This window comes from Thermoplasmata archaeon (assembly GCA_038874435.1).
Classification (GTDB): Archaea; Thermoplasmatota; Thermoplasmata; order Lutacidiplasmatales; family SKW197; genus SKW197.
On the sequence record JAVZCK010000003.1, the window covers coordinates 34,601 to 58,088 of the forward strand.

17 protein-coding genes are annotated in these 23,488 nt (G+C 43.5%); 15 read left to right on the forward strand and 2 right to left on the reverse strand.

Translation table 11 applies throughout. From position 1 onward, the window contains the following. The first annotated feature begins 40 nt into the window (after nt 1–40). Entirely contained in the window at nt 41–859 is an 819-nt protein-coding gene (locus QXD64_01825; GenBank protein ID MEM3396052.1) for a hypothetical protein, read from the forward strand. Here QXD64_01825 and QXD64_01830 read toward each other — a convergent pair. Beyond that, nucleotides 779–1,951, reverse strand: a complete 1,173-nt coding sequence (locus QXD64_01830) for an NAD(P)/FAD-dependent oxidoreductase (GenBank protein ID MEM3396053.1) — start codon at nt 1,949–1,951, stop codon at nt 779–781. The two genes, QXD64_01825 and QXD64_01830, sit on opposite strands and share 81 nt — an antisense overlap. Nucleotides 1,952–2,005: 54 nt before the next feature. Between QXD64_01830 and QXD64_01835 the strand changes: the two genes are divergently transcribed. Then, nucleotides 2,006–3,064 (forward strand): amidohydrolase family protein, encoded by a 1,059-nt coding sequence (locus QXD64_01835; protein ID MEM3396054.1) that lies wholly within the window; start codon nt 2,006–2,008, stop codon nt 3,062–3,064. Here QXD64_01835 and QXD64_01840 read toward each other — a convergent pair whose 3' ends face one another. Continuing rightward, nucleotides 3,065–5,836: a tetratricopeptide repeat protein gene (locus tag QXD64_01840; GenBank protein ID MEM3396055.1), complete on the reverse strand. Its 2,772-nt coding sequence runs from the start codon at nt 5,834–5,836 to the stop codon at nt 3,065–3,067. Between the two features lie 381 nt (nt 5,837–6,217). On the opposite strand from QXD64_01840, the gene QXD64_01845 reads away from it, so the two are divergent. From QXD64_01845 to QXD64_01905, 13 genes are all read left to right on the forward strand, one after another. Then, nucleotides 6,218–7,528, forward strand: a complete 1,311-nt coding sequence (locus QXD64_01845) for a metal ABC transporter substrate-binding protein (GenBank protein ID MEM3396056.1) — start codon at nt 6,218–6,220, stop codon at nt 7,526–7,528. Then, the gene (locus tag QXD64_01850) at nt 7,525–8,304 is read left to right on the forward strand and encodes a metal ABC transporter ATP-binding protein (protein ID MEM3396057.1); all 780 of its coding nucleotides are present in this window, start codon (nt 7,525–7,527) and stop codon (nt 8,302–8,304) included. Before QXD64_01845 ends, QXD64_01850 begins: the two co-directional genes overlap by 4 nt. Continuing rightward, nucleotides 8,297–9,115 (forward strand): metal ABC transporter permease, encoded by an 819-nt coding sequence (locus tag QXD64_01855; GenBank protein MEM3396058.1) that lies wholly within the window; start codon nt 8,297–8,299, stop codon nt 9,113–9,115. The genes QXD64_01850 and QXD64_01855 overlap by 8 nt, the downstream gene beginning before the upstream one ends. Continuing rightward, a complete protein-coding gene (locus tag QXD64_01860) occupies nt 9,088–9,873 on the forward strand; it encodes a hypothetical protein (GenBank protein ID MEM3396059.1) in 786 nt (261 codons plus the stop codon). The genes QXD64_01855 and QXD64_01860 overlap by 28 nt, the downstream gene beginning before the upstream one ends. Further along, entirely contained in the window at nt 9,854–10,483 is a 630-nt protein-coding gene (locus QXD64_01865; protein ID MEM3396060.1) for an acetate--CoA ligase family protein, read from the forward strand. The genes QXD64_01860 and QXD64_01865 overlap by 20 nt, the downstream gene beginning before the upstream one ends. A 60-nt stretch (nt 10,484–10,543) precedes the next feature. After that, nucleotides 10,544–13,519 (forward strand): NosD domain-containing protein, encoded by a 2,976-nt coding sequence (locus QXD64_01870; GenBank protein ID MEM3396061.1) that lies wholly within the window; start codon nt 10,544–10,546, stop codon nt 13,517–13,519. A gap of 103 nt (nt 13,520–13,622) precedes the next feature. Next, nucleotides 13,623–16,664, forward strand: a complete 3,042-nt coding sequence (locus QXD64_01875) for a tetratricopeptide repeat protein (protein ID MEM3396062.1) — start codon at nt 13,623–13,625, stop codon at nt 16,662–16,664. A gap of 142 nt (nt 16,665–16,806) precedes the next feature. After that, complete coding sequence (locus tag QXD64_01880) at nt 16,807–18,201, forward strand: DNA repair exonuclease (protein ID MEM3396063.1); 1,395 nt, start codon at nt 16,807–16,809, stop codon at nt 18,199–18,201. Next, a complete protein-coding gene (locus tag QXD64_01885; protein ID MEM3396064.1) occupies nt 18,202–20,712 on the forward strand; it encodes an SMC family ATPase in 2,511 nt (836 codons plus the stop codon). After that, on the forward strand, nt 20,699–21,931 hold the full coding sequence (gene xseA / locus QXD64_01890) for an exodeoxyribonuclease VII large subunit (GenBank protein ID MEM3396065.1): 1,233 nt from the start codon (nt 20,699–20,701) through the stop codon (nt 21,929–21,931). The genes QXD64_01885 and xseA overlap by 14 nt, the downstream gene beginning before the upstream one ends. Then, nucleotides 21,898–22,125: an exodeoxyribonuclease VII small subunit gene (xseB, locus tag QXD64_01895; GenBank protein ID MEM3396066.1), complete on the forward strand. Its 228-nt coding sequence runs from the start codon at nt 21,898–21,900 to the stop codon at nt 22,123–22,125. The genes xseA and xseB overlap by 34 nt, the downstream gene beginning before the upstream one ends. Then, nucleotides 22,112–22,696: a DUF447 family protein gene (locus QXD64_01900; protein MEM3396067.1), complete on the forward strand. Its 585-nt coding sequence runs from the start codon at nt 22,112–22,114 to the stop codon at nt 22,694–22,696. Before xseB ends, QXD64_01900 begins: the two co-directional genes overlap by 14 nt. A gap of 76 nt (nt 22,697–22,772) precedes the next feature. Continuing rightward, nucleotides 22,773–23,456, forward strand: a complete 684-nt coding sequence (locus QXD64_01905; protein ID MEM3396068.1) for an ATPase domain-containing protein — start codon at nt 22,773–22,775, stop codon at nt 23,454–23,456. The last annotated feature ends 32 nt before the right edge of the window (nt 23,457–23,488 follow it).

Consider the following 23,488-nt stretch of genomic DNA (forward strand, 5'->3'; position numbering starts at 1 on the left):
AGGAAAAGGATTAAAATACTCCTTCCCTAATCACGCCACAATGCATCGGCTAAGAGTGTTGTTCATAGCCACTTTACTTCTTTCTGTTGCCATAATTTCCTTTCAGACGAGCCAGATTGCTTACGGTGAGGACTACACAGCACCTGGCAAGGTAAACAAGCTTTTTGGTAATTTCACCACGCCAGTGATAAAACCTGGTGAAAATGGGATTCTCAACTTTACAATAAGGAATTATTATTCCACACCTGTGTATAACATTGTCCTCGTTGCAGAAATTTATTTTTATGCGACAATTGAAACTGGCAAGAAACTTAGTGATGGTATTTCAAATCCACCAAAATTCAGAATCACTGGAAACCAGATAATAAGGCAGGAATGGAGTGAGTGGAGAGTTTATGCTGGACAGCCCTACAACCAGTACAACACCGTGTTTGGAATCTCCACTGCAAGGGAGACACCAGAAGGAACCTATTTTGTTAGGTTTATACTCACCTTCTATGACCCAAACGGAAACCAGCACATTCTCAAATCCAGGGGCTGTTTTACAAATGAAGAATGGAAGGAGGCAACAACCAATGTCTCCGACTATGACATGAACTACCATGGAGGCGTGAACATTTCAAAACTAGGCGTGGACGGGATTTTGCCAGACACATCATTCACTGTCTCTTCAGGACCCAACCTCGTGCTTTTCTTCTTCCTTGTTGGCCTCACAATTTTCTTTGCCTGCCTTACTGTGATGTTTTATCTCAATGAAACCAAGGGGATGTTTCCATGGCTACAGCATATCACTTATAGATGGAAGGGCAAGTTTAACCAGTTTCGGGCAATGTTTAAGAAGCGGCTTAAGAAGAAGTGATGGGTAGTCAATGTCGCCATACTTCGCAATCACATTTTTTGCTTCCGCACATGAGCACAAAATTTCAACTGCAGTTTCAACTGTCTCGTCAGAGATGTTTCTCAGCACTTTCCTGGCTCTCATTCCAAACTTAATTTCTTTCTTGAAGGTCTGGAGGAAACGCCGTGGATACTCTCCCATTCTCTTTTTGGAGAAGTTATTCTCCAGGAGTGCACGCTCAAGCACATCTGCACAAATTAAGGCAGCAGAAATTCCGAGGTAGAGTCCACCACCGCTAATAGGTTTGACATGGCAGGCGGCATCACCCACAAGCACAACATTATCCTTTACAAATTCATCATAGAGCCCAAGTGGAATCGCTCCAGTTATTGTTCTAACTTTCTCAATTTTCACATTTCTTCTTTTCTGGATTTCTTCAACGAGTGCGTCGAAGTAGCGTTTGGGATGCCCCTCTGCAGAACCAATGCCCAGCCGCACATAGTCGCCGCATGGAACCGCCCAGCCGAAAAACCCGGGTGCAAAGTTTCTTCCAGTGTAAATCTCGACCTCTTTTACTCCAAAGTTCTTCACTTCTGCGCCATAGGTGGCAATGTATTCCTCTGGTTCATTGAATTTGAATAACTTTCGTGTGGTACTCACAACACCATCGGCGCCCACAACCACCTTTGCTGTGAGCTTTTTCTCTCCATGTTTGTTCCTCAAAACCACTTCAACCTTTCCCTCATTTACCTTTGCACCTATGAGTTTGGTATTGAGCGAAAGTTCTCCATATCGTCTATACCTCTCACCAAGTTTTTCGTCAAATTTTTCCCTGTCTATTGCATAGGCCTTGATTGTATTTGCAGAGAAACGGAAATCCTTCCATGATGGAGAATAGAGTGTTGCCCCATTAAACTTTGCCACTACACAATCCCAGAGTTTTGTAAGTTCCAGAACTCGGGAAGAAACAAGCCCTGCACACTGCAACGGCTTTCCAATTTTCTCATGTTCCTCAACAACCAGAACCCTGTGTTTTTTTCCAAGTGCTTTACCGAGCGTCAGCCCTGCGGGTCCGCCACCGATAATCACCACATCATAATCGGGATTTTCCATGCTGGGCAATAAAGGGGGAAATATTTTTATGTTGTGGTTGTTTGTCAACCACAAATGACTGCAGGAAGAAGGAGAAAAACGCTGTGCATTGGTGGAATGATTTACGAAGGTAATGGGAAATTTTTCAGAGGTTACATTAAGATGAAGGAGAATGAGATTGTGGAGGTGAACACTGGCTCATCTCCATCTGAGGATTACACAGGCGTCGTGATTCCAAAGTTTGTGAATGCCCATACACACATAGGGGATGCAATTGTGGAGCAGGAGCCAAAAGGGACACTGGAGGCACTAGTTGCGCCCCCTAATGGGCTGAAATTTAGGATGTTAAGAGAGAAGACCCGCACTGAAAAAATCGCAGCGATGCGGAAGTGTGCAGAAGAGATGGGAAAAACCACCGCTTGTTTCGTGGATTTCAGGGAGGAAGGAGTCGAAGGTGTGGCCAATCTGAGAAAGGCAATTAAGGGGCTTAAAATTCAAGCCAAAATTTTAGGAAGACCTGATAATTCCGCCAGAAAGGAAATCTCAACCTTGCTTACGGAATGCGATGGGTTTGCAATGAGTTCAATTTCTGACTGGGATTACAGTTATCTTGCAACCCTAAGTTCAATGGCCAAGGAGAAAGGCAAAATGTTTGCATTGCATGCTTCCGAGCGGATAAGGGAGGACATTGAAAAGGTACTTTCCCTGAAGCCTGACTTCATTGTGCATATGTGCAGAGCTGAGCCAGATGACTTTGCTGCCTGTGCTGAAAAAAATGTGTCAGTTGTGGTTTGTCCAAGAAGTAATCTCCTGTTTGGAAGTTTCCCTGATGTCAGAAAAATGCTGGATGAGGGTGTTGAGCTCATGCTCGGTACTGACAATGCAATGTTCAATGTTCCAAGCATTTTTAGGGAAATGGAATTTCTTTACAAGTGCAGGCTGAAGGGATACATAGAGCCAGAAAGGATTTTGAGAATGGCGATAGACACCCCAAGGAAATTTTTCCTTGGCAAGAAGGAGTTTTTTGAGAGGGGCACAAGAGCTGAACTGATTGTTCTGAAACTTCCATTTACTGAGCCGGCGTATCAGGTTGTGGCCAGAGGAGGGGAGCACAATGTGATGCTCTCAATTTGATTACAATGTCTCAATTTCTTTCCTAACCCTTTCCACCCAGTTCTTATTCCCAATTTTTTCAAAAAATGCCAGTGCCTTCTCAAGCAACGCCTTGTCTTTTCTTATTTTTCCGAGCTCGAATAATGTTTTATGATACTCCATATCTAAGATTCCAGTTCTTTCGTAAATTTCAATTGACTTTTTCAGTTCTACCTCTGCTTTTGCTGCCTCTCCTTCCGCAACAAGCAGTTCGCCCAAAATCTGGTAAAACAGGGCCTCATGTTCTTTCATTGAAATCTCATCCAGTATTGTTCTTGCCTCTTCAAGGTACTTTTTACTGGCAATGGTATCATTCAATCCTAAATAACACTCTACGACACCAAGCAAACTCTTGCACATCTCTCCTTTTTCCCCAATTTCTTTTCGTATCTCGCAGCTTTTTTTGTAAAACTCAAGTGCCTTTTCGTATTCTTCCTTATTCCGGTAAACTTCACCGAGTCCATAGTATGCCCATCCAATCCCATCCACATCCCAGATTTTTTCTTTCAATTCCAAGCTTTTTGTGAACAGGTCCAGTGCCTTCTCATAGTCGCCTTTCACAACATAGATAGCTCCAATGTTAAAATATGTTGAGGATGTGCCCCAGACCTCTCCGATTTTCTCAAACAATTCTATGCTTCTTCTATAGAACTCCAGTGCCTTCTCGTAGTTACCCTTGTGATGGTAAAGAAGTCCAATGTTGTTGCACGAAGTTGAAATCCCTGAGAGGTCCCCTAATTTTTCCTTCAATTCCAAGCTTTTCGTCAAAAACTCCAGTGCCTTCTCATAGTCCCCTTTGTCTTGGCAAGTAACTCCAATGTTGTTATATGTTCTGGCGATGCCAGAAAGGTCGCCTATTTTTCTGTACAATTCCAAGCTTTTTCTCAAGAATTCCAGTGCCTTCTCGTAATCTCCTTTATCGCCCAAGACATTCCCTATGTTGTTGTATGCCCCAGCCATCCCACGCAAATCACCAGTTTTTTCACGAAATTCGAGTGCCCTCCTGTACATCTCAAGGGCTTTGTCAAACTCTCCGAGATACCAGTAACATGTTCCAATTCTATGAACTGCGTTTCCTTGCTCCCACTCCGCATTCAAACGCTCGAACACAGCATTTGCCTTCTCCTCCAGTTCAATTGCTTTCTTGTATTCACCCTTGCGGGTATATACAACCCCTTTTTCACTCCAGGCTCTTGCAAGCTCAAGTTCTCCACCTACCACGCCAGAAAGAACTTGCTCTGCCTTCTCCACTTCTTCCAGTGCATTGTCGTAATCTCCTTTCTGGATGTAAATCTCACATCTGCTCCTGTAACTCTTACCTATCTCTACAGGTTGTTCTGGGGTTAGGTGTGTAATTCTAATTTTAAGAGTTTCAAGTGCATCGTCATACCTGCCAGCAATCTCAAGAACCTCTGCAAGGTCCCAGAGGAGTTCGACTTTCTGGGAAGCTTCTTCTGGAGCATCACCTAGTACTTCTATGGCACCCTGCAGAAACTCGATTGCCTCATCATTTGCAAATCTTTTTGCAGCACTTTTCCCTGCTTTCACGGCGTACTCCACAAATTTATCTTTATTGTGGCACGCCCTGTAATGATATGCTAGTGCACTCCAGAATTTTTCATCGCCACCATGATACTTCTCTATCACTTCACCCGCCTTCTGGTGCATGATTCTTTTTCGTGAAGCACTTAACTCTCCATAGACAACTTCATGAGAAGTGTTGCTTGCAAATCTATAGCCCTCCTCAACCTCATCTGTCTCAAAAAGAAAGTGTTGGAGAATCAGTTCATCTATACAATCCAAGAGTTCTTCCTCGGCTATGTCCACGAGCTCTTTCAATACCCTGTACTCAAAAACCCTTCCCAGGATTGCTCCGGTAACCAAAACCTTCCTTGATTTTTCACTCAGTTTTGAGATACGGAACTTTACGATTTCCTTAATGCTTGGAGGCAAGGCCATCTTTTTTATGTTTTCTATGTCCTTAACTCCCATACTCTTCATTGCAGCCAGAAATTCAACTGTAAAAAACAAATGCCCTGAAGTTCTTTCGTGAATGTACTTTGCTATTTCCTCAGATTCTTCAAATCCCAATTGCTCGACAATCAACTGTATCTCTTCTTTACCCAAACTCTCCGGTTTCAAAAGAGTGTACAGGCGTTCAATATTCATATTTTTCAGTGTTTTGGCAAGCGAAGTGTCTCCACTAGCATAATCCTCCACATAAGCAGCAAGGGCAATGATTCTCTCCTTCTTTATGTTTCTTGCAAGATAGTGAAAGAATGCAAGAGTTGCAGAGTCAGCATAATGCAGGTCATCAATGACAAAAAGCACTGGTTGCCTTTTTGAAATTTCAAGAAACTGCTTAAACAGATGCTCAAGGGCTCTTGTTCGCTCTTTTGAAAGCCCATTTGGATTTCTCTCCTCCACCTCAAAACTCTGAAAGCCCGCAAGTCCGATTGGAATGTATGTTTCTGTTTGCTCTGAAACTTTTTTGGCATATTTTTCAAGGGCTGAAAGCACTGGCAAATAAGCGGGTTCGTTGTTTCCAACACAGCTCGAGTAAAGTACAACAAAGTCCTCTTGTGCACAAATCTCCGTAAACTCTTCAGCAAGCCGTGTTTTTCCAATTCCTGCTTCGCCAGTAATTAAAATAGTGCTTCCTCTTCCTTCCTTGCAATCATTCATTGCTTTTCTGAGAATGGCAATTTCCTTTTCTCTGTCCGCAAAAATTGGAGGAAATTTTTTTGTTTCCACAGGAAGTGGAAAGGCACAAAATATATAACTGTTTTTTCACTCCAGATTCAGTGGATGTAGTGATTTGTCCCAATGAAATTAACTGGTTAATCCCATAGTAAATGTCCCTCGAAAGTAACAGGGAATTTCATCGCTGGCAATGCCAGTGCTCCTTACCCTGACCCATTCGAGGGTGTCAGACACCGGGGTTGTCCTCAACTCATTGATTGATGACACACCATAACTCATGGAGGGACCCTTCGACGGCGTCCAAAGATAATAAGGAAAAAGGAGATATTTAGGGTTATGGGTTGCCAAGCTATTTTTGCTTATGGTATCCCTCTATACGCCAATACCAAAAAATTAATGCTATGCTGCTATATCCATCCCATAAGTGAAGCAATGAATAGGCGGCAGAAAATATTTCTAGGAGTGATATCCGTTGCAGTGGCTTCTCTTATCATAGCGGGAACTATTATTACCACCTACCAGAAAAGCTCGGAAAATCTGCAGGTAGTGGTCACATTTTATCCACTCTACTTCTTTGCATCCGAAATAGGGAAAGAAAGAGTAGAGGTAAGCATGCTTATCCCTGACAATGCAGAGGTTCATTCATGGCAGCCGGCAATTTCAGACATGTTGAAGGTGGAGAAGGCAAAAATTTTCGTTTACAATGGTGCAGGACTCGAGCCCTGGGTGGAGGATTTTCTTGGTGCAGTAAAAAATAAACCAGTAATTGTTGACACAAGCCAGAACATCCCTATTCAACTCTCGCCACATCTTCAGGAAGTCCTTGAATCGGCTACAAACCTACTCGCACAAAATTGCACACAGATATCTTTTCCGCAGAGCATGCCGATACAACCAAGCAACACCACTGCATACTCTCTTCACCTAAACCAGAACATAGTTACTCTGCAGCTAAATATATCACATGAATCAAAAATTCTTCTTGCTTTCAATAAAACTTTTAGCTTTGAACTGAGAAATACAACTGTGCTTTCTCCTGCACTATCTCTAAACTATACTCTTCTCGCAAGCTACTCACTCAGCTTTGTCCATATTTTCCATCTAGACCCTGGGATTTATGAAATGGTTTTCAACGCGAGTAACCAGAACGAAATTTATTTCACCGTTTTTCCATTCGAAGTGACAGAAGGTGAGGAAGAGGAAGAGCATGGGCATGGAATTTATGACCCTCACATTTGGCTTGACCCATTGTTAGCGAAAATTCAAGTAAGAAACATCCTTGAAGGTTTCAAAGCTGCGGATCCAGAAAATGCTCATTTCTATCAGACAAACGCAGAAACACTTCTCAAGAAACTAGACAAACTTCACTCAGATTTTACCAATGGACTTAAAAACAGGACAAAAAATGCCATAATTTGCTCTCATCTTGCCTTCAACTACATGGGTAAGAGATATGGGTTTAATGTTCATGCAGCAATTGGTATCACTGCTGACCGAGAACCATCCCCAACTGAACTGGCTAAGCTTGTAGACCTGATAAATACACTTCAACTTCACTATGTGTTTGTAGAGCCAGGTTATTCAGATAGATACATGCAAACCCTTGCAAATCAGACGGGTGCGGGAATCCTTGTTTTGGATGCAGTACATGGAAGAACAGGGGAACATGCAAATTTGGACTATTTTCAGATAATGTATGAGAATCTGAAAAACCTGAGAACTGGCTTGGAGGTAGTGGATTGAGGAAGGATGTAGTGATTGAAGTGGAAAATTTGGAAGTGCGGCGCGGTGCAACTACAGTGATAACTGATGCTTCGTTTACAATTTCTAGAGGGGAGTATGTTGGAATTGTTGGCCCGAACGGTGGCGGTAAAACTACGCTTGTGGAGGCAGTGCTTGGTCTCCTGCCAAAAACGAAAGGACAAATCCGAATTTTTGGAAAATCAGTTGATGATTTTGATGAATGGGAGAGGATTGCGTATGTGCCCCAGCATGCTACAAATTTTGATGAGATGTTTCCACTAACTGTAAAGGAACTTGTAGCCCAGGGTAGAATTGGAAGAACAAATATGGGGAGGAAGCTAGGTAGAGAGGACTGGAACAAAGTTAAGGAGGCAATGGAGTTTCTTGAAATTTCTCACCTTGCAGACAAACGAATTGGTAAGCTTTCAGGAGGGCAGAAGCAGCGCGCTTTCATTGCAAGGGCGATTGCGAGAGAACCAGAAGTTCTATTCCTTGATGAGCCAGTTGCAGGTGTTGATCCCAGCGTTCAAGAAAAATTTTACAAATTGCTCAGTGATTTAAACCTGAAAAAAGGCACGACAATAATTTCGGTCTCCCATGACCTCTCTGTGGTGTTCTGCAGGATGTCGAGAGTGATCTGTGTAAATCAGCGCACTTATTCATGCCACATAGATGAGAGAATGGACCCAGAAAAAGTTTTAAGACAGGTGTATGGAGAGCATTTCCACTTTGTGTTTCACAGGCATGAGTGTAGGGGTGTCTTTGGAAATGAGTGATTTTTCAGTACTTGCCAGCTTATTTTCCTACCAATTTTTCCAGTTTGCAGTTCTAGGAGGGATTCTTGCAGGGAGTGCTTGTGCTATGGTTGGAGTTTTCATAGTTCTCAAAAAACAGTCAATGTTAGGTGATGGCCTGGCACATGCTTCGTTTGGAGGCATTGCAATCGGGCTTTTCCTTGGGCTTCTTCCACTCCTGACTGCATTACTTGTTTCCATACTAACTGTGCTGGCAATCTCCTACATGAGAAGACATGGGATTGCGCCTTCAGATGCATCAATTGCAGTGTTTCTTGCACTTGGTTTTGCAACTGGCTTAGTGCTTATCAGTTTAAGTGGTGGTTTCAGTGTAGACCTCTTCTCATATCTTTTTGGCTCTATTCTCACAATCAATGCCATGGACCTTATGGTCATCGGTTTGCTCGGTTTAACCATTATAATCTTCATGCTCGTTTTCTATAAAGAAATTGTGGCTCTATGTTTCGACGAGAATTTTGCGAAACTTTCAGGCATCCCAGTGACAACATTCAACCTTGTTTTTGATGTTCTAGTAGCAATCACAATCGTGATTTCAATAAAGATTGTGGGCGTAATTTTGGTCTCAGCCCTCGTTGTGATACCAGCTCTTTCTGCCCTGCAGCTTAATCTTTCATTCAGGAGAACGATGGTTGCAAGTGTAGCAATTGCAATAGTGAGTGTAATTACGGGAATTATAACTTCAGCACTGGTTGGAGTTGCTACAAGTGGAATGATTGTGTTTATTGCGGGAGCAATATTCGTGATTTGTGCAATTTACAAAAAACTAGGGTAGTCGCCCTTTACCTTGAAAACCTTGCGAATGGCGTAGAATTTTTTAGAACATGCAAGGAGTATCCAAAGCCCATCGTTCTGTTGAAAGGCGGGCGAGGCAATAAGGGCTCAAAGGCTGCGATGCTGCACACTGGTAGGATGGGTGGAAACTATAGAATTTTTAAAGATGTGACGGAGCAATTGAACCTGATTCTTGCATCAGATGAGGTGGAGCTTCTCGACTATAGTCGGGCATTTATTTGTCCATATCCACCTATCGGCAGAAGGGTTATGATTGTCACCAATGGTGGTGGAAATGGAATACTCGCAGCTGACCTCATAGAAGAAAGATGGTCCGAAAACATAGAGGTCACGGAGCTTTCAATGAGTTTGAAGAAAAAATTGAGTGCTCTTCTTCCATCCTATATTTCTCCGAACAATCCTGTGGATTTAACTTCAGAGAGCACAAATGAACATTATCTGTCAGTAATTGAAATGTTAGCTGCAGAAGGTTGCTCTGACATTCTGTTATTTGGCATCACACCAAACGAACGGTTGAATGCAGATATTGTATCGGGGATTGCTGAGGTATGCAGTAAATATAAGCTTCCAGCTTTTGGGTATGTAAAATGTCCGGGTTTGCAAATGGGCTTGATAAAAAAATTTGCTCAGATGAACATTCCTGTCTATCCTAGTGTTGCGCGTGCGGTAAATGCAATGGGCACATATGTGGACTGGCACTTTAAGGGGGCATGGGGGGATGTCGGGAAACGAACATGAAATAAAACGCCTTCTTGAGAGTTATGGAATAAAGAGACCAGAATACTGGATTGTGCCGCCCTCTGATTTTTCTGAGATATTGTCCTCACTTCCTCGCGGAAAGCGATTTGTAGCAAAAGTTTTAGATGGAGAAATAAAACATAAGAGTGAAGTGGGGGCAGTTCATGTAGACCTCACAAAAGATGAACTTGGGGTAGTAATAATGAATTTCTGGCATAAATTTCCGCAGAGAGCAATCCTCATAGAAGAATACATTCCGCATGCCGTTGAGTTTATTCTAGGTGTAAAAAAGGATGAAAACTTTGAGCTTGTGGTTTGCTTCGGTGCGGGTGGTTTTTTAACTGAAATTTATGGGGACATTGCTTTCAGCAAGCTTCCACTTACCAAAAAAGAGATTGTAAGAATGGTTAATTCTACAAAAATTTCAGCTGTTTTTAAGGGCTTTAGGGGCATCCACTATGACTATGTAGCAATTGAAAAAGCAGTCAATGGAATCCAGAAATTATTTGATGAAAAGGGCGACGATGTTGCCCAGCTAGAAATAAATCCTTTCATAATTTGTGATTCTGAGCCGGTCGCATTAGATGCAAAAATTGTTTTAACTACATAAGCACCAGTTTCCACCGATACCTTTATTTCCCATGAGCCCATTTCAGCATCGGTGATTGAGATGAAAAAAGCATTGTTGGCTTTCATCACAATCCTGCTGGTTTTCGGGATTGTCAGGGCTTCTGGCGATGGCTATAGTTCTGTGAGGGATTTGACATTGCATCCACCCATCCACATTTCAGACAATACCGAATTTAACGCCTCCAATGGTGTGAGTGCTGGCAGTGGCACAGCAGCAGACCCATACATCATTTCAGACCTTGAAATTGATGCCCAGGGTGGTGCATTTGGAATTTACATAGAATTTACCAATGTTTATTTCAGGATTGTGAATTGCACTGTTTACAATGCTACGAAGTGCGTGATTTCTCCCTATGGCTGCGGCATTGCCCTCAACTTTGTGAGCAATGGAACAGTGGAAAACTGCACAATTTACGCAAATAAATACAATGGTATCTGGGTAAGGAGCTCAACGCTTGTGCACCTCTCTGGAAATCATCTTTACAACAATGCCCAGAATGGCATCATGGTTGCAAATTCTGATAATGTGGTTGTGGCAGGAAACAATGTGGCAGATAATGGAGAGGCGGGAATTTTGCTCCAGAATACCCTGAACACAACTGTCCAGAGCAATACACTCACCAAGAATGATATCCAGATTAATGGAGATGCAGTAAATTACTGGGTTGCCCATTCAATTGATAATAACCTTGTTAACGGAAAACCAGCAATTTACATAAAATCCCAGAGCGGGCAAACACTGAATGCGGATTATGGCCAGCTAATTATTGCAAACAGCACTGCAATAAACATCAACAGCATTACAATCAAAAATGCATCCATTGGCCTGCAAATTGGCTTTTCCAGCGATGTTAAAATCACTACATCAAAATTCAGTGAAAACAAATTGTGTGGAATATCTGCTTACAAATCTACGAATATAGATATAATGAACTGCACAATCACTGCAAATGGAAAGCATGGCTTATTCGCAGATGGTTCTACTGCCCTCGCAATCCATCAGTGTTACATTGCTCAAAATGGTGAAAACGGAATTCATTTTATGGAGACACAGGATTCGCAAATCGCAGAGAACCAGATTGTGAGTAATACCCAGTATGGAGTTTACATCACTTTTGGCTCAACTTCAAATGAAATTCATCATAATGATTTCATAGGGAACAATGGAGCAACTGCAAGTTATGATGCAAACCATACTCAAGCTTATGACAGCACAGGCGGAAACTCCTGGTGCCCTGACAATTACGGCAATTACTGGAATGATTGGCATTCTCCTGATGCGGATAACAACTTTGTAGTGGATGCTCCATACCAGTTGGATGGCGTTGCTGGTGTGAAAGACGAATTTCCGCTAATGAGCCAGCACAACTTCATCTGGATATACCACACACCAATTAAGTATGTTGAAGAAAATTCAGAGATCAAGGTGGATGCTCTGCTTCATACAGTTTCGCCTGTTTCAGGTGTGGAATTGAAGTATCTTCCTCTCCAAGGTAGCCAGTATCTCAGCATCCAGATGAACCTTGTGTCAACCGACGGCATCTACGAAGCCACAATCCCAGCACAGAGTGGCACAGGTTATCTGAAATACTATATCACGGCCAGTGTTTCAAGTTCATCAATGCGAACACCCACATATATCTGCATTGTTGGAGAGCTTGTTATGAATGTGAGTATCTCACTCTCACAAACCCAGATTAATCCTGGTGGAACAACCACGGTAATGGTTAGCGTGAAAGATGCAAGCACCCAGGCAGTGCTGGCTGGAGCAGAGGTGACGCTTGGAAGTGCAAATCTGGCTGGAAGTTTCGACAAACAAACTGGTTACACAGACGGTAACGGAATCTTTGTTGCAAATTTCACAGCAGATAGTGGTGCACCAGGCAGCACAGGAAAAATTACTGCAAGTGTAAGTGCCAGTGGCTACAAGCCCGGCAGTGCCGAGGTCTCTCTCACAATCTTCTCTACTTCTGGCACTCCTTCAGCACCCACAAATCTTCTTGCAACCGCTGGAGACCAGCAAGTTACTCTCACCTGGCAACAACCCTCGAACGATGGCGGCTCTCCAATCACTGCCTACAAAGTTTACTGGGGTACAACAAGTGGTTCTTACACAAACAGCCAGAATGTGGGAAATGTGTTAACATACACAGTCACGGGGTTAACAAATGGACAGACCTATTACTTTGCGGTGAGTGCAATAAATTCAGTGGGTGAAGGTCCGAAAAGCACAGAGGTGAGTGCGACACCATCAGGTGGTGCACAACAACTCTACAACTTAACTGTGAGTATCTCTCTTTCCCAGACCCAAATAATTGCAGGGAATTTCTCCATGGTCACGATTCTGGTGGAAAATGCTACGAGTGGAGAACCAGTGGCAAATGCATATGTGAGTTTGAGTACTGTGGATGTGCCAGGAACATTCGAACAGCAGAGCGGCTACACAAACAGTAATGGAGAGTTCACAACGAAATTTACCGCAGGAGATGTTTCTGAGAATACAACAGGCAAAATCCTTGCAGATGTGAGTGCTAGCGGGTATAATCCAGCAAATGTTCAAAAATCCATCACAGTTTATCCGGCTGGAACTTCTCTTCACACAATGAGCGTGAGCATTGAGGTGAGCAGTGCAGAGCTGAAGGCAGGAGAAACCATTGCAATCACTGTGACGGTACAAGACGAGAACAGCCAGCCCATTTCTGGTGCAAATGTGACGCTTGAATTGTTGCCTCTACTCGGGACAATAGACAATGTTGCAAAGACCACAGATGATGCTGGCCGTGCCACTTTTTCCTTCACTGCAAACTCTAATGTGGAAAAAGATACGATGGTGACGCTGAAGGCAAAGGCAACGAAGACGGGCTACGCTGATGCTGAGAAATCCGTAACAATCTCGGTTAAGAAGAAAGCGGAGGCAAAGACCACACCTGGATTTGAGTTGCTGCTGCTCTGTGCTGCAATTGGTGGTGGGATAATCGTAACCTCAAGGAAGTTTTCCAAATTATTCGCAAGGTAGTGGTTTGTGGAACAAATACAATTTAGTCGGAATTAACTTGAGATTGGAGCATAAGCATGCAAATTGATAAATATCTAATTTCAATATAGTGAGATGAGTGTCCATGCTACATTTACCACCAGAATTTGTTGCAAGGGATCAAGAGTTTGCGTTTCTGAAGCAGAAGCTTGAGAAGGCAGGGCAGAAAACTGGCTCAACCATTTTTATTGCTGGCGAGAGTGGAGTGGGCAAGACACGGCTCGTTGAGGAATTGATTTCTGTTGCTGAAAAACAGGGCTTCCAGGTGTTCAGAGGCCAATGCTTTCTTGAGTCCCTGGCACCCTACACACCTATTTCCGCGGTGCTGAGAGATGCAGGGCTGGACCATCTGCTCACAGAAACAAAACCGCTAAGACTTGAGGCACTCTATGCTGTGAACAAGGGCGGTGTGATTGTGGCCAAACATGAAAGGCTTGAAGCCCTTGATGCTGACATTTTCATGGGGATGGTGACAGCAGTTGAAACCTTTGTGAAGGACTCTGTTTCCCAGATGCAGAAAAAAGAAGCGAGAGAGGAGATTGGCCACATGGGTTATGGGAATTTTTTCATCACGAATGTACCTGGCAAGTTGCTGAACCTTGTTGCAGTAACCACAGGTAGAGAGAACGAGTATCTGATTTCAGAGATGCGGGAGTTGCTGGAGAGAATTGAGAAGGAGTTTGCTAGTGCAATTTCAAGCAGCCAAGGGACACAGATTGCTGGGATTGAAGAGCGGCTCAAGGGATTGTTTCTCACAGGAAAGTACGAGGGCATTGATTATGCTGAAGATGATGTAAGGATAAGGCAGGCAAATTTGCTTGAGAATGTAACAAGAGGATTGCAGCGAATATCTAAGCAGAAGCCAGTGCTGATATTCATTGATGATTTGCAATGGAGCGACCCCTCAAGTTTAGCAATGCTGCACTATATAGCAAGAAACACGAGGAAAAATGCGGTGCTCGTTCTTGGGGCATACAGAAGCGAGGAAATTGTGACAAGGTATGATGGTAAGGTTCACCAGCTCGTTGAGGCAATGGAGAAAATGGAGAAGGAAGAGTTGCTCGAGAAGATTGAGTTGAAACGGCTGGACAAGGAAGGATGCCATACGCTCATCTGCAGAGTTCTCGGCACTGAAATAAACCCAGAATTCACAGAAAAGATTTACACCGAGACAGAGGGCAACACCTTTTTTGTGATTGAAATTCTGAAGAACCTATACGAGGAGAAACAACTGTATTTTGACAGGGGCGAGTGGCATTACAACTTAGCAACAATGCAGATTCCGAAGAGAATCTACGAGGTCGTGCTTAGACGCTTGCAGCGACTGGCAAGGGAGGAGAGAGAATTGCTGGATGCAGCAAGTGTGCTTGGTGAGGAATTCACCTCAAATATTCTTGCCAGAATTACAGAGATGAACCGTGTGCGGGTTGTGAAATTACTTCTGAACATAGAGAGGATTCACAAGTTAATCAAGGCACTGAGAGAAAAATACCGCTTTGAGCATGCAAAAATTCGAGAAGTGCTTTATGCAGAGCTTGGCGAGGAGCTAAAAACCCTCTATCATGAGATTGCCGGGAAAATGCTTGAGGAGGAATACAGGGAAGGGAAGGCGGAGGTGGCAGGGGACATTGTTTACCACTACAGCAAGGCGGGAAATCGGGAGAAAGTGATAGAGTATGGACTGCCTGCAGGGAAACTTGCAAAGGAAAGATTTGCAAATGAAGATGCAATCAAGTTCTACAAGGCAGTGCTAGAAGCAATGGGAGATGAAGCTGGCTACAAAGAACTGAGGATGCAGGTGCTGGAGGAGCTTGGAGAGGTGCTAGAGCTGACTGGAAACTATGATGAGGCATTGGTTGTTCTTAAAATTTGGATAGCAGAGCTGATAACAGAAAAACCTGTTGAGGCGGGAGTAATCTCCAGAAAGCGGTGCGAGATTTACATTCAAAAAGGAGAATACGAGAAAGCAATGGCTGAAGTAGAGCGAGGGGAGCAACTGCTTACTGGTGTAGAAAAAGGAAGGATTGAACTTGCAAGGGTATGGGGTGTAAAAGGCTTGGTTTACGAGCGAAAAGGGGAGTACGAAAAGGCAATAGAGTGGCAGGAGAAAGCCTATGAAGTGTTTGAAAAGGCAAATGTAGAGAAAGAGATGGCAAGTACAATCCATAGAATTGGAACATGTTACTGGTATCTCGGAGAGTACGAAAAAGCAATGGAGTTTTATTCAAAAGCCCTGACAATACGTGAGAGAAGAGGGGATTTGCGTGAACTAGCAGGAACTTACAATGGCATGGGAGTTCTCTATCACGACAAGGGCGACTATGAGAAGGCACTGTGGTTCTACACAAAGAGCCAAGAATTGATGGAGAAAATCGGGGATGTGTGGGGCATTGCAACTTCCTACAACAACATTGGAATTCTCTATCAGGACAAAGGAGAATACGAGAAGGCACTGTGTTTTTACACAAAGAGTATGGAATTGAGAGAGAAAATTGGTGACGTGAGGGGAATTGCAAGTTCCTATAACAATATAGGCCTTATCTATCACGAGAAAGGAGAATACGAGAATGCACTAGTATTTTACACAAAGAGCCTGGAATTGATGGAGAAAATCGGAAATCTAAGGGGGATTGCGATTTCTTACAACACCATAGGACTTCTCTATTACGACGAGGGAGAGTACGATAAGGCACTAGAGTATCACACAAAAGGCATTGAGCTTGCTGGAAAAATTGGGGATAAATCAACATTGTGCAAGGGGATGCTGGCGATGGTGGAGTGTTTTCTTGCATTAAAAGATTTTGAGAGCTGCAGAAAAACTCTGGAGGAGGCAAAGGGAATTGTTAGCGAGCTCGGTTTGAAAGAACTGGAAGGTGTTTTCCTTGCTGTATCAGGTAAACTTCTTGCTGCAGAGGGTAATGTGACTGAGGGGAACGAAGCCCTAGCAAAGGCAGTTGAGATTTACGAAAGTATTGGCAAACTGGATATAGATTACTACAAGGCTTTGTTTGAACTCGCGAAGCTTCGGAAGGACAAGGGGTTGCTGGACAAAGCACTGGCTTTCTTTGAGAAGATTGGGAACAAGGAATGGGAGGAGAAGGCGAGAGCGGAGATTGGGAAGGTATAGATGGGATGCAAACGAACTCCAATTGGCACCTGCACTTGAGGACTATCATTTATGGCTCATCTTACAGGGAAGAAGTAAAGTCGAGCACTTTCACTCACCCCTCCCTTCTATCTTTAAATACTCCTCAAGCATCCTTTTAACCATGAGTTTGTTGGACTATGTGCGGGAAGAAGCATCTGAGAAAAAGACGGAATCTCAGAATACAAACCAGATTATCGAAAGAAGCACGAAAAACCTGAGAGATAACCAGGTAAAAATTCCAGCCAAAAAAAAGATAAGGTTTGTCCATCTTGCGGATGTCCACCTCGGGGCATTCAAAGCCCAGCATGAGGCATTGAGAGATGCACCTGCAAAACTTCTGAAAATGGTTGTGGAGTTCTGCAAAGAATACGATGTGGATTTCATTTTAATTGCTGGTGACCTCTTCCATGGAAATGTGGTGAAAATAGAGGTGCAAAAGGAGGCTGCATCAATTCTGACGGATGCGGATGAGCACGGGATAAGGGTTTATGTGGTTTATGGTTCCCATGATGCCAGTCCGACGCACAGCTCTTCCGTGGATGTGCTTGCTGCTGCAAAGAGAATCACTTCTGTGGAGAGAATGGAATATGGGGAGAATGAAAAAATCCAACTTCAGCCAGTGATTGATAAAACTGGTGTTGCGATTGTTGGCGTGCATGGACGAAAGCGAGAGATTGAGGCGGCGTATCTAGCAGCACTGGATTTTGAGGCACTTGAAAAAATCCCGAAACCAAGGATTTTTCTCTTGCATTCCGCAGTTGCAGAGTATCGCCCAGATTTTTTGCGGGAAGATGAAGGCGTTCCTCTTTCTCTAATTCCTAAAAACTTTGATTACTATGCATGTGGGCATGTGCACAGGAGAAGTGTGAACCTTGTAAAGGGGTATGGACCAATAGTATATCCTGGTGCTCTTTTCGGCTCAAGCACGAAAGACCTTGAAGAAAACACTGAGAGATTGCCTGGCATCTATCTTCTGGACTTTGACGACAAAATTGGTGAAGAAAATCTTACATTTGTGGATGTTTATTCTCTTGCAGAACTCACTGGGCATCCAGGTGAAATTCCCGACATAATGTTTGCTCAATTTTCTTTCGGAACCACGACTCCTGGCGAGGTGGAGGAGCAACTTAAAAACTGGATTGAGAAGAAGGAATTGAGCAACACAATTGTGTATTTGAAGGTGGAGGGAAAGCTTTCTGAGGGCAAACGCTCACAGATTCCATTTGAAGCAATTGCGAAAGCTGGTATCGAAAGGGGAGCAATTGATGTGCTTGTAAACAGAGAAGGGCTTAGAGAGCCAATAGATGAGATTGAGCATGTAGTCCATGGAGAGAGTGTTGCGGAGATTGAATGGAAGGTGGCAGAAGAAGTTTTTCAGGATAAGGAGGCAGCGAGGCAAGCGCTAAAGTTCTTACACATTCTTGGTGCTGAGAAACTTGAGGGTGAAAGTGATAAGGATTATTTTGGAAGAATCAAGAGTGAGGTCTGGAAAGAACTAGGGCTGGGAGGTGAGTAAGTGCAGATAAGAAAGATTCTGCTTGAAAACATAAGGAGCTATGTTCAGGAGGAGATAGAGTTTCCTAACGGACTCAATTTTCTTCAGGGCGACATTGGGGCTGGAAAAAGCACAATTCTGATGGCTGTGAAATTTGCGTTGTTTGGCAAGAGCCGTGGCCTTGACTACACACAACTTTTGAGGGAAGGTGCAAGAGAAGGTTCTGTCAAATTGACCTTTGTTGCAAATGGCAAAGAATACACAATAGCAAGGAGATTGCGGAGGAAGACTGGCAGGAAAAAGGGAGAGGTGGTTGAGGGAATTGAGCAGGAGAAAGTTGTAATTGAAGATGAGCACAGCAGGCAAGAACTCTCACCAACTGAAGCGGATGAGCTAATCCTGAAAATAGTGAGTCCTAGAGGGAGAGTAGAAAAAAAGGCATTTTCAAAGATGTATGAATTTGCGCTCTATGTCCCGCAAGAGCAAATGAAGGAAATTCTCGCCAATTTGAAACAGGAGAGAGAAGCAAAGAAGAAAACCATTTCCCAGCTTTTTGGCTGTGAGGTTTATGGGATGGCAAGAGTGAATGCGAATGAGGTAAGGAAAATGCTGGAGAGGGAGATAGAGGTCGGAATGGCGAGATTGGGGGAGAATTTTGTTGAAATCGAGCGAAGGGAGCAAGAACTGAATGTTGAAAGTGTTCAACTGGAAACGATGATGAGTGAAGCAGGAAAGATTGAGCAGGAAATTGAAGTTTTAAAGCATGAAGTTGCGGAGTTGAGGGGAAAGCTGAAAAACTTTGAGGAATTGCGGAGAAAGAAGGAAGGTTTGGAGAAGGAAAAAAGTGGTTTAGTTGCTAGGAGAGACCAGATTGGACGGGAAATTGAAAGAGCCAAGAGGGATATTGAGAAGCTGGGGAAGGAACTTGAGGAGGGAAGAAGACAGGTTGAAGTGCTGCAGCCAATTCACGAGAACTATCTCCAGATTGCTAAATCCATTGAAAAGGAGAAAGAGAAAAAGAAGAGGGTGGATAGAATTGAGGTGCAGATTGGAGAACGGTTGGGTAAGCTGGAGGCATTGAAAGAGCAGATTTCCAATCTGGAAACTGTTGTTGCAGGTTCTGAGGAATTAGAAAAGAAGATTGAGGAGTATGGGAATCTAGAAATTGAGTTGGAGAAGCTTGAGGCAGAGAAGGAGGAGAATACAGCAAAGATTTCGAGGTTGAGAACTGAAATTGGAATGCTGAAGGAAGAGATTGAGACAGCTGAGAAAGAAAAAAAAGAGATGACTGGGCTTACAAAAATGCAGGCGTGTCCAAAGTGCAAACAGCCACTCACAAAAGAGCATATCGAGCGGATTGTAAATGAGATTGAGGAAAAAGTGGGGGAGAAAAGGAAAGCGATGAGCGAAAAGGAGAATATGGTAAAGAAAGTGAATGCAAGACAGGTTTTTCTGGAGAGCCAGATTAAGGAGAAGCGGAAACTGGTGAAGGAAAGGGAGAAGCTTCTCCAGATGCTTAGGGAGATTGAGCAAAAGAGAAAGGAATTGGTGGATAAGAAAAAGAGGCGCGAATGTGTTGAAGGAGAGATAGAAGGGTTAAGGAGAGAGGTTGAATCTATCGGGTTTGACCCACAGCGCTATGCCGAGAATGAAAAAAAGCTTTCTGAACTTAACCAGTATGAGGAGAAATGGAAGAAGCTGGTTGTGGTGCTTGAGGAAGGAGAAAAGCAGCTGGAAAAACTCAGAGGGAGCATAGAGGAGATGGAAAAGAATTCTCTGCTGGTTAGCCAGCATCTAATTGAGCTTGAGAAGGAGCTGGCGGAAATTGGATATGATGAGCAGGAACATGGAAAAACCCAGCAAATGCTGAATGAAAAGTTTGGCGAGCTGAAAGGAAAGGAGGCAAAGATTGCTGAGATACGGAAACAGGTTGAGGAGAAAAGAAAGAGAATTGCAGAGATTGAAAAAGAAGTGGAGGAGTTGCGGGCTATCAGAGGCAGGATAGAAAAGATGAGTGGGTATCTGGGCTGGCTTGAAAAATTGATAAAATGTTACGAGGAGATTGAGAAAAATGTGCTTAGAGAGGCAAAGTACAGGATTGAGGCAGAACTCAGAACTTTCTTCCAGCAATTGGTTGAAAACTCCGAGATGGAAATCACGCTTGACGAGGATTTCACACCAGAAATCATGGTGGGAGATGGTTACACACGCCCATTTGAAAATTTGAGTGGTGGCGAGGGCACAGCTCTTTCGCTTGCTTACCGCCTTGCACTGAATAAGGTGCTCACAAGGGATTTCTTTGGGGAGAATGCATTGCTTATTCTAGACGAGCCCACTGACGGATTCTCCAGTGAGCAGATAAACTCTCTGCGAGAGTTGCTTGGCAGAATCAAGGAGAGCTATGGAGATGGCCAGATTTTTGTGGTTTCCCATGAGCAGGAACTGGAAGGGGCTGCAGATACTGTGTATGAAGTGATGCAAACCAGCAATGGGACAAAAGTCAAAATGAGGGGTGCGAATGCAAACAGCTGAGGAAATAAAGATATATTCAGTTACAGAACTTGCCTCCAAAATAAGAAACCACATTAAGGCAGAGAAAAGTTTTCTGGATGTCTATGTGAGAGGGGAGGTAAGCAATTTCCGTATCCGTGGCACCCAGGTTTACTTTGATATTAAAGATGAGTTTTCAATAATTCATGTGGTGATGTTCAATCCACCAGAATCAGTTTCTCAGCTGAAAAATGGAGTAAGTGTAGTTGTCCATGGGAACCTTGAGTTTTATCAGCGAGAGGGAAAATTGAACTTGATTGCGGACAATTTTTTTGTTGGAGGCGTTGGCGAGGTTTATCTGAAGCTGGAACGCCTCAAGGAGCGTTTAAGAACTGAAGGCCTTTTTGCACCAGAAGTAAAGAAAAAAATCCCAAGATACATTTTCAAGGTGGGAATTGCGACTTCTCTGAAAGGGGCGGTTGTGCATGATATTCTTCACGCACTCCAGGATGCAAGGGGACTTGAGATTTACATTATTAATACGCTGGTGCAGGGAGAGGGAGCAAAGGAGAGCATTGTGCGTTCGATTGAACTTCTGAACACACTCAATGTGGATGTGATTGTGCTGGCAAGAGGTGGTGGAAGTATTGAGGACTTGTGGGCATTCAACGAGGAAATTGTGGTGAGAGCGATAAGGAATTCAAGGGTGCCTGTGGTAACTGGTATCGGGCATGAAACAGATAGAACACTGGCGGATATGGCTGCAGACAGAGAGTTTCCAACGCCTTCGTATGCTGGTAAGTTCATTTACGAACAGTGGAAAAAGGCCTGCGAGGAAGTTGAGGAAGCTAGAAAAGAACTTGTGAGTGAAGTCCAGTCCTGCCTGCAAGAGTTGCATGTATCCCTTGATTTACTTGCCTCTAAAATTTCAAAGGAGGAGTTTCACAGAGTTGTGCAGGTTTATGGAATGAGAGTGGGGATGCTTTCTCAGGGACTGAAAAATGCTGTGGGGGATTACCTCCAGCACAGAAAAATGCAGGTGGAGAAGGCGGAGGCATTGCTTGTCTCCCTGAACCCTGAGGAGATTTTGAGGCAGGGGTATGCTTACATCACAAAGGAGGGCAAGATTGTTGTGCGTGGTACAGAACTCGGGATTGATGAACATGTTAGAATTCATTTCATTGATGCAGTTGTGGATGCGGTTGTGCTTGGAAAAGAGGTGGAACAATGGAAACTGGAAAAAATTTTGAAGAAAAATTGAAGCGTGTAGAGGAGATAATCGCAAAGATACAGAAAAGGGAAGTGTCGCTAGATGAGATGCTGGCTTACTTTGAGGAGGGCACAAAACTTCTGAGCGAATGCAGGGAAGAACTGACAAGAGTTGAGAACAGAATTAAGTATTTGATTGAGGAGGAAAAACAGGTAAAGGAGATAAAGCCAGATGAAGGTAATTGAGACAGTTGTTGTTACGAGAAATTCGCACATAAACGCTGCTGCAATTGGTGTCTGGAAAGAGGAGGAACACTACCACCTGAGGGTTTTTGAGAATTCTAACACCTATGCTAATCTTATTAAAAATCAAAAATTTTCAATAAACTTTGTATCGCCAGAGCAGCTTGCCCTTTTAATCAGATGTGCATTGGTGGGGCATAACAATAATGTGCAGGAACTGGAGGAGAGTAAATTCCTTTTCTGGGAAGGTGTGCCTTATCTCAAAGAAACATTCAGTGTGATTGCAAATGTTGAGCAGAGAAAGTTTGAGATTGTTGAGGACTGGGTTGGAAAAACAGGATGTCTTTTGATTGAGGCGAGCGAAATTCAGAGGTTCGGTAAGATGAGAGGTGTGATTACAAGGGAAAAGTTTATTCCCATTCTTGAGTGTGCTGTGCTCGCTACAAAATATTTTGAGGCCAGTGTTGAGGCAAAAACAAGTATAAGGGAGAGGATTGAGGCCTTGCTTCCCATGGTTAAGGGCTTTGAGGAAGAGGTGAAATGGATACGGGAGGGTCTAAAAATTGATAAATGAGTAAACTGATAAGAGCATGGCGTCTAACTCTCAAAGAATATATATACTACCATCCTATATATGAAGCGGGATTACCATGATACCAAGAGTGAAGACATTTGTAAGGGGACTGGACGAAATAATGGATGGCGGCATTCCCGAGGGTAGTGTAGTGCTTTTGCTCGGAAAGCCGGGCACAATGAAATCCTCAATTGCCTACTCCATAATCTACAAAAATGTGGAGGAGGCAGGGAGGAAAGCACTTTATGTGAGCCTGGAACAGAGTGCCTCAAGTTTGATTGAGAACATGGGTGGCATGGGATTTGCACCTCCTGGTGTGGATTCAAACCTGAGTGTGCTTGACCTCGGATTGCTGCGAAAAAAGATGACCCAGCTGACACAGCAAGCATGGATTGAGATATTTAGAATGTACATTCTCAATCTGAAGAGCAACTTCAATTTTGATTTGCTCGTGATTGACTCGCTGCCTGTGCTTGAAATGCTGGCAAAATTCAAGGAGCCAAGAGATGAACTCTTCCAGTTGTTTGAATGGCTGCGTGACCTCAAGGTAACAACTTTCCTGATACATGAGGAAACAGGTGGCTCAATGAGCTATGGTGAGGACTTTCTTGCAGATGGCATAATCCATCTGGATTTGCGCAGGGAAATGAACGCAGTGAACCTGTTCCTGAGTATAATGAAGATGCGAAGAACAAATCACAGAAGAGGTTATTTCCCGCTGATTTTTGAGCATGGGAACTTTGAGATAGTTACAGATTAAGCCAGTCAAACTCAAACCTTTTTTTTCGTCAG

What these genes read in the sequence shown, in the direction of transcription:
- QXD64_01825 (MEM3396052.1), top strand. Translation starts at nt 41, where the DNA reads ATGCATCGGCTAAGAGTGTTGTTCATAGCCACTTTACTTCTTTCTGTT.
- QXD64_01855 (MEM3396058.1), top strand. Translation starts at nt 8,297, where the DNA reads ATGAGTGATTTTTCAGTACTTGCCAGCTTATTTTCCTACCAATTTTTC.
- QXD64_01830 (MEM3396053.1), bottom strand. Translation starts at nt 1,951, where the DNA reads ATGGAAAATCCCGATTATGATGTGGTGATTATCGGTGGCGGACCCGCA.
- QXD64_01835 (MEM3396054.1), top strand. Translation starts at nt 2,006, where the DNA reads ATGACTGCAGGAAGAAGGAGAAAAACGCTGTGCATTGGTGGAATGATT.
- QXD64_01845 (MEM3396056.1), top strand. Translation starts at nt 6,218, where the DNA reads ATGAATAGGCGGCAGAAAATATTTCTAGGAGTGATATCCGTTGCAGTG.
- QXD64_01875 (MEM3396062.1), top strand. Translation starts at nt 13,623, where the DNA reads ATGCTACATTTACCACCAGAATTTGTTGCAAGGGATCAAGAGTTTGCG.
- QXD64_01870 (MEM3396061.1), top strand. Translation starts at nt 10,544, where the DNA reads ATGAAAAAAGCATTGTTGGCTTTCATCACAATCCTGCTGGTTTTCGGG.
- QXD64_01865 (MEM3396060.1), top strand. Translation starts at nt 9,854, where the DNA reads ATGTCGGGAAACGAACATGAAATAAAACGCCTTCTTGAGAGTTATGGA.
- QXD64_01880 (MEM3396063.1), top strand. Translation starts at nt 16,807, where the DNA reads ATGAGTTTGTTGGACTATGTGCGGGAAGAAGCATCTGAGAAAAAGACG.
- QXD64_01905 (MEM3396068.1), top strand. Translation starts at nt 22,773, where the DNA reads ATGATACCAAGAGTGAAGACATTTGTAAGGGGACTGGACGAAATAATG.
- xseA (MEM3396065.1), top strand. Translation starts at nt 20,699, where the DNA reads ATGCAAACAGCTGAGGAAATAAAGATATATTCAGTTACAGAACTTGCC.
- xseB (MEM3396066.1), top strand. Translation starts at nt 21,898, where the DNA reads ATGGAAACTGGAAAAAATTTTGAAGAAAAATTGAAGCGTGTAGAGGAG.
- QXD64_01900 (MEM3396067.1), top strand. Translation starts at nt 22,112, where the DNA reads ATGAAGGTAATTGAGACAGTTGTTGTTACGAGAAATTCGCACATAAAC.